The organism is Pseudomonas laurentiana, from assembly GCF_014648275.1.
In the GTDB taxonomy this organism is placed as follows: Bacteria; Pseudomonadota; Gammaproteobacteria; order Pseudomonadales; family Pseudomonadaceae; genus Aquipseudomonas; species Aquipseudomonas laurentiana.
On record NZ_BMQU01000220.1, the window covers coordinates 1 to 504 of the forward strand.

Annotated in this window: 1 pseudogene; it reads right to left on the reverse strand. The window is 21.6% G+C overall.

The features are described 5' to 3' along the window. Positions 1-106: 106 nt before the first annotated feature. Positions 107-490, reverse strand: a pseudogene (locus tag IE038_RS25850) (hypothetical protein). Positions 491-504: the final 14 nt, after the last annotated feature.

A 504-nucleotide genomic window follows, 5' to 3' on the forward strand; every position in this document is an offset into this window, starting at 1 on the left:
TTTTGTTATTTATTGTTATTAATTTATTGTTTTTTTAAGTTAAATTGGTGTTTGTTGTTTTATTAGGGGTTGTTATATTAGGTGTTAAAGTATGGGTATTTTGTATTTATTGAGTAAAGATTGGTTGTAATTGTATAGTAGTATTTGAAAATATATTTTGTGGATGTTTTAAAGTATTTATGGTATTATTATGAATATATAAATTAAAATTGTGGAAGTTTAGAAATATATATATTTAGTTGAGATGTGATATGATTGTATTGTGATGTTTTAGGATATGATTTAATAAATTGTTATATTGATTAGTTGGATTATAGTTTTTTATTATAAAAATGGTTGTATGTGTAGTAGTATTAATTATGAGAAATTTATTAATTTATATGTGATGTGTGAATAATGATAGTTGTGTAGTATAGTTAGTAGTTAGATATGGATAAGGGGGTATGGAATATATATGGTGAGTTATAATAATGGTTAAAGAGTTTAATATAGTTAGGTTAAGAG